At 51.6% G+C, this 7,464-nt stretch carries 1 protein-coding gene; it reads right to left on the bottom strand.

Annotated features, from left to right (window positions below; all coding sequences use genetic code 11):
* On the bottom strand, window positions 1-7,464 hold a 7,464-nt coding region (locus ACFSKL_RS04120), incomplete at both ends, for an Ig-like domain-containing protein (protein ID WP_376883738.1).

Below are 7,464 nucleotides of genomic sequence, written 5' to 3'. Positions count from 1 at the left end.
ACTACAGTTGCACTTGTTGCAGTCTTCACGATATCAAGGTCGGCTGATGTCTCTACATCCACATCCTCTGGATCGGACTCTTTAGGGCCATCCTCGTCGGTTGGCGAATCTACCACTGCAATGTTGCTGATCGAGGTACCGGATTCTAGGGATGACGGGGTTGAAAGTACCAAACTTACCGTTATGCCCTCTCCTGCTGCCAAGGTTCCCAAGTTCCAGGTGACTGTTCCTCCTGTTTCTGTTCCACCGTTGGTTGCTGACACAAAGCCTGTCCCTGCTGGCAATACATCGGTTATCGTTACATCCTGTGCATCACTTGGGCCGGCATTGCTTACTCTGATGTTGTAGCTGATGTTCTCACCTGCAACTACCGTTGCACTTGTTGCAGTCTTCACGATATCAAGGTCGGCTGATGTCTCTACATCCACATCCTCTGGGTCGGACTCTTTAGGGCCATCCTCGTCGGTTGGCGAATCCACCACCGCTATGTTGCTGATTGTTGTCCCTGCTACCAGGGACGATTCTGTCGACAATACCAAGGTCAATTCCATGCTTGCACCTGCCGCCATGGTTCCCAAGTTCCAGGTGACTGTTCCACCTGTCTCTGTTCCACCGTTGTCGGCTGACACAAAGCCTGTTCCCGCAGGCAACACATCGGTTATCGTTACATCCTGTGCATCACTTGGGCCGGCATTGCTTACCGTGATGGTGTAGCTGATGTTCTCACCCGCCACTACAGTTGCACTCGTTGCAGTCTTGGTGATGTTCAATGCCGCTTCGGTTTCTACATCCACATCCTCTGGGTCGGATTCTTTCGGCCCGTCTTCGTCCGTTGGTGAATCCACAACCGCTATGTTGCTGATGCTTGTGCCTACAGCAAGGGATGGAGAAGTGGATAGCACAAGGTCCACCGTCACGCTTTCTCCCGCTGCCAATGTACCAAGGTTCCAGGTCACCGTACCCCCCGCTTCCGTTCCGCCGTTGGTTGCAGACACAAAGCCTGTTCCTGCTGGCAACACATCGGTTACCGTTACATCTTGTGCATCACTTGGACCGGCATTGCTTACCGTGATGGTGTAGCTGATGTTTTCGCCTGCTACTACAGTAGCGCTCGTTGCCGTCTTGGTGATGTTCAATGCTGCTTCGGTTTCCACCGTCACATCTTCTGGGTCGGATTCTTTCGGTCCGTCTTCGTCGGTTGGAGAATCCACCACCGCTATGTTGCTGATTGTTGTGCCCGCTTCAAGGGAAGCTGCTGTTGACACTACCAGGGTCAATTCCATGCTTTCTCCCGCTGCGATCGTTCCAAGGCTCCAGTTCACTGTGCCTGCCGTCTCTATTCCGCCGTTGCTTGCAGACACAAAGCCTGTTCCCGCAGGAAGCATATCAGATACAGTCACATCCAAGGCATCGCTCGGCCCTGCATTGCCCACCGTGATGGTGTAGCTGATGTTCTCACCTGCCAATACAGTCGCGCTGGATGCCGTCTTGGTGATGTTCAATGCGGCTTCGGTTTCAACCGTCACCTCTTCGGGGTCGGATTCTTTCGGTCCGTCTTCGTCCGTTGGTGAATCCACAACCGCTATGTTGCTGATTGTGGTTCCAGCTACCAGGGACGATTCTGTCGACAATACCAAGGTCAATTCCACACTTGCTCCTGCCGCCATGGTTCCCAAGTTCCAGGTGACTGTTCCACCTGTCTCTGTTCCACCGTTGGTTGCAGACACAAAGCCTGTTCCCGCAGGCAACACGTCGGTTACCGTTACATCCAGGGCATCGCTTGGGCCGGCATTGCTTACCGTGATGGTGTAGCTGATATTATCCCCTGCAAGTACTGTTGAACTTGCGGCTGTTTTTGTTATATCAAGGTCGGCTGATGTTTCTACATCTACATCCTCTGGATCGGACTCTTTAGGGCCGTCACTATCGGTTGGAGAATCCACAACAGCGATGTTGCTGATCGTAGTGCCTGCTTCAAGGGAAGCTGCTGTTGACACTACCAGGGTCAATTCCACGCTCTCTCCCGCTACGATCGTTCCAAGGCTCCAGTTCACTGTGCCTCCCGTCTCCATTCCGCCGTTGCTTGCAGACACAAAGCCTGTTCCAGCCGGCAATACATCCGACACAGTCACATCAAGTGCATTGCTCGGGCCTGCATTGTTTACAGTAATGTTGTAGGTGATGTTTTCGCCTGCAAGTACCGTTGAACTTGCAGCTGTTTTTGTTATATCAAGGTCGGCTGATGTTTCTACATCCACATCCTCTGGATCAGACTCTTTAGGGCCATCTCCGTCGGTTGGAGAATCCACCACCGCTATGTTGCTGATTGTTGTTCCCGCTACCAGGGACGATTCTGTCGACAATACCAAGGTCAATTCCACGCTTGCACCTGCCGCCATGGTTCCCAAGTTCCAGGTGACTGTTCCACCTGTCTCCGTTCCGCCGTTGCTTGCAGACACAAAACCTGTCCCCGCTGGAAGCATATCAGATACCGTCACATCCAAGGCATCGCTCGGGCCTGCATTGCCCACCGTGATGGTGTAGCTGATATTATCCCCTGCAAGTACTGTTGCGCTGGATGCCGTCTTGGTGATGTTCAATGCCGCTTCGGTTTCAACCGTCACGTCTTCGGGGTCAGACTCAACCGGTCCGTCTTCGTCCGTTGGTGAATCTGCCACCGCTATATTGCTGATCGTCGTGCCCGCTTCAAGGGAAGCTGCTGTTGACACTACCAAGGTCAATTCCATGCTTTCTCCGGCTGCGATCGTTCCAAGGCTCCAGCTCACTGTACCCCCCGTCTCCATTCCGCCGTTGCTTGCAGACACAAAGCCCGTTCCCGCAGGAAGCATATCAGATACCGTCACATCCAAGGCATCGCTCGGACCTGCATTGCCCACCGTGATGGTGTAGCTGATATTCTCGCCTGCCAAGACTGTTGCGCTCGCTGCCGTCTTGGTGATGTTCAATGCTGCTTCGGTTTCAACCGTCACGTCTTCTGGGTCGGATTCTTTCGGTCCGTCTTCGTCCGTTGGTGAATCCACCACTGCAATGTTGCTGATCGTCGTGCCCGCTTCAAGGGAAGCTGCTGTTGACACTACCAAGGTCAATTCCATGCTTTCTCCGGCTGCGATCGTTCCAAGGCTCCAGTTCACTGTACCCCCCGTCTCCATTCCGCCGTTGCTTGCAGACACAAAGCCCGTTCCCGCAGGAAGCATATCAAATACCGTCACATCCAAGGCATCGCTCGGGCCTGCATTGCCCACCGTGATGGTGTAGCTGATATTCTCGCCTGCCAAGACTGTTGTGCTCGCTGCCGTCTTGGTGATGTCCAATGCTGCTTCGGTTTCTACATCCACATCCTCTGGGTCGGATTCTTTCGGTCCGTCTTCGTCCGTTGGTGAATCCACAACCGCTATGTTGCTGATCGTAGTGCCCGCTTCAAGGGAAGCTGCTGTTGACACTACCAGGGTCAATTCCATGCTCTCTCCCGATGCGATCGTTCCCAAGTTCCAGGTGACTGTTCCACCTGTTTCTGTTCCACCGTTGGTTGCTGATACAAAGCCTGTTCCTGATGGCAATACATCGGTTATCGTTACATCCTGTGCATCACTTGGACCGGCATTGCTTACTGTGATGTTGTAGCTGATGTTCTCACCCGCCACTACAGTTGAACTTGCGGCTGTTTTTGTTATATCAAGGTCGGCTGATGTTTCTACATCCACATCCTCTGGATCAGACTCTTTAGGGCCATCTCCCTCGGTTGGAGAATCCACCACCGCTATGTTGCTGATCGTAGTGCCCGCTTCAAGGGAAGCTGCTGTTGACACTACCAAGGTCAATTCCATGCTTTCTCCGGCTGCGATCGTTCCAAGGCTCCAGTTCACTGTGCCTCCTGTTTCCGTCCCGCCGTTGCTTGCAGACACAAAGCCTGTTCCCGCAGGCAATACATCCGATACCGTCACATCAAGTGCATCGCTTGGCCCTGCATTGTTTACAGTGATGGTGTAGGTGATGTTTTCGCCTGCCAATACAGTCGTGCTGGATGCCGTCTTGGTGATGTTCAATGCCGCTTCGGTTTCCACCGTCACATCTTCTGGGTCGGATTCTTTCGGCCCGTCTTCGTCCGTTGGTGAATCCACAACCGCTATGTTGCTGATCGTAGTGCCCGCTTCAAGGGAAGCTGCTGTTGACACTACAAGGGTCAATTCTATGCTCTCTCCGGCTGCGATCGTTCCAAGGCTCCAGTTCACTGTGCCTCCCGTCTCCATTCCGCCGTTGCTTGCAGACACAAAGCCCGTTCCCGCAGGCAATACATCCGATACCGTCACATCAAGTGCATCGCTTGGCCCTGCATTGCCCACCGTGATGGTGTAGCTGATGTTTTCGCCTGCCAATACAGTCGCGCTGGATGCCGTCTTGGTGATGTTCAATGCCGCTTCGGTTTCAACCGTCACATCTTCTGGATCGGATTCTTTCGGTCCGTCTTCGTCCGTTGGTGAATCCACAACCGCTATGTTGCTGATCGTAGTGCCCGCTTCAAGGGAAGCTGCTGTTGACACTACAAGGGTCAATTCTATGCTCTCTCCCGATGCGATCGTTCCAAGGCTCCAGTTCACTGTGCCTCCCGTCTCCATTCCGCCGTTGTCGGCTGACACAAAGCCTGTTCCAGCCGGCAATACATCCGACACAGTCACATCAAGTGCATTGCTCGGGCCTGCATTGTTTACAGTGATGTTGTAGGTGATGTTTTCGCCTGCAAGTACCGTTGAACTTGCAGCTGTCTTGGTGATGTTCAATGCCGCTTCCGTTTCAACCGTCACCTCTTCGGGGTCGGATTCTTTCGGTCCGTCTTCGTCCGTTGGTGAATCCACAACCGCTATATTGCTGATCGTAGTGCCCGCTTCAAGGGAAGCTGCTGTTGACACTACCAGGGTCAATTCTATACTCTCTCCGGCTGCGATCGTTCCAAGGCTCCAGTTCACTGTGCCTCCTGTTTCCGTTCCGCCGTTGCTTGCTGACACAAAGCCTGTTCCAGCCGGCAATACATCCGACACAGTCACATCAAGTGCATTGCTCGGTCCTGCATTGTTTACAGTGATGTTGTAGGTGATGTTTTCGCCTGCAAGTACCGTTGAACTTGCAGCTGTTTTTGTTATATCAAGGTCGGCTGATGTTTCTACATCCACATCCTCTGGATCAGACTCTTTAGGGCCATCTCCGTCGGTTGGAGAATCCACCACCGCTATGTTGCTGATTGTTGTTCCCGCTACCAGGGACGATTCTGTCGACAATACCAAGGTCAATTCCACGCTTGCACCTGCCGCCATGGTTCCCAAGTTCCAGGTGACTGTTCCACCTGTCTCCGTTCCGCCGTTGCTTGCAGACACAAAACCCGTTCCCGCAGGAAGCATATCAGATACCGTCACATCCAAGGCATCGCTCGGGCCTGCATTGCCCACCGTGATGGTGTAGCTGATGTTTTCGCCTGCCAAGACCGTTGCGCTGGATGCCGTCTTGGTGATGTTCAATGCCGCTTCGGTTTCAACCGTCACATCCTCTGGGTCGGATTCTTTCGGTCCGCCCTCGTTGTTGGAGCTTGACGCGATTGCAGTATTTGTAATTACCGTGCCTGCAGCCAAATCAGCTGAAGTGCTAAGAACCAATTCAAGGACGATCTGTCCACCAACTTCAAGATTATCCAATTCCCAAGTCACCACACCATTTTCAAACACAGCTCCATTGCTCGCTGAAACAAAACCGGTACCTACCGGGATTTCGTCCGTCACAACAAAATCTTCTGCATACATCAAGCCCGAATTTGATACAGTAATCGAATAGGTAATATTATTTCCCGCCAGAACCGTAGGGCTGGAGGCAGTCTTAGTGATATCCAAAAATGATTCACAGTTTTCCAACACCACTGCCACTGCCAACCTTTCCGAACTTTCACATCCAGAAACATCGTCAAGCTGGCTTGCATAATAGGTCATGCCATCAACCAATGGTGTATTGGCCGGAACCACATTCCCGTTTGCAATGGCATCATACCATACTATCCCATTGCCTGTTGCCTGCAGCTGTGCAATGGTTGGGCTGTCGGATACACAGAATTCCTGGACAGCCATATCGGTGGTTGGTGGTAAAATATCATTTATCGTTGCCGTCACTGCAGTCCTTTCCATGCTTTCACATCCATCCTCTATCGTCTGGCTGGCATAATAAGTCTCCCCATCAACCAAAAGGGTTGTGATATCCAACAAGTTGCCGTCTGTAGCGGCATCATACCATTGGATGTTTTCGCCCACAATCTCGATGGATGCCAAGGTTGGCGCATCCACCGCACAGAACTCCTGGCTTCCATCGGCTACCGGAGGGCCGGTCGCATCTATGGTGATGAGAAGTTCCCTCCTTTTCGAGTCTACCTCACAGCCATACCTGACTGATTGCACATACACCGTGATCTCTGTAGGGCCCTCTACCAATGCTATTTCTGCAGGGGTAATTTCTTCATTTCCATCAGCAGTAGTATAGAATTTGACTTCCTCACAATCCGAATCGCTGATATCCACCAAATCACCTTCACAGATTTCCAATTTCCAGATTTCATCATCTTCATCATAAAACTCACCTGGGACAGAACTATTGGTGGCCAATTCTATTTCAAACACCCTCAACTCTTCCAGCACACTTGCCAATCCACCATAGAGTATCTGGATCCTGTCGAAAGGCACATCGGTCACAAGTGACAATGTCGCCTCGCTTCCGCCACCCAATATTGTCAATGACAGTAAAGAAGAATCAAATGCGATAGGAGCACCTATGGCTTCATTTCCCAAAAACCTCTGGATCCTAAAACCTTCCAATAGGGAAAGATCCAACAGGCCTGTTGGTATTCCTATTTTGATATTCAGGCTATCCCCGACAAATGCCGGGTAGTTGTACGCAATTTCAAGTCTGGAATAAACATTGACCCCAACAGCATTGATAATGCTGGCATAGGTATCAAAATCACCATCAACCGCGAGTTCAGGATTAAATACACCCGTCAATGAAGATGCTACATCCACTCCCCCAATCAAATGGGAGAAACCGGTCATTATATCAAACAGGTTTGGATCACAGACTGCCGCAGTATTGCTTGTCTCATTGTAATACGCACCATAAACCCTTACACTCTGGAAGGTATTCAACAATGGGAGCAAGGCCACTTTTATGGCGTCATAAGAAACAGGCTGTCCTGAAAAATCCGTCGGCGTGTATGTAAAATTAAATTCGTTGAACCCATTCAATACCGAAACCAGGTTGCCATCTGCCAATACACGTGGACCGACAGGCTCACCATTGTCAAATGCCTGGACATATACACCGGCGGCAACCTGCGCAACACCCGCAAGCTCCCGGGCAAGTTTGACAGTCACCGGTTTTCCGGCTGGCACCTGCACATTCCACTTGAGCATCTGGGAA

The sequence above is a fragment of the Belliella marina genome, assembly GCF_042682445.1.
Classification (GTDB): domain Bacteria; phylum Bacteroidota; class Bacteroidia; order Cytophagales; family Cyclobacteriaceae; genus Belliella; species Belliella marina.
This window is presented reverse-complemented; position numbering and strand designations above follow the sequence as displayed.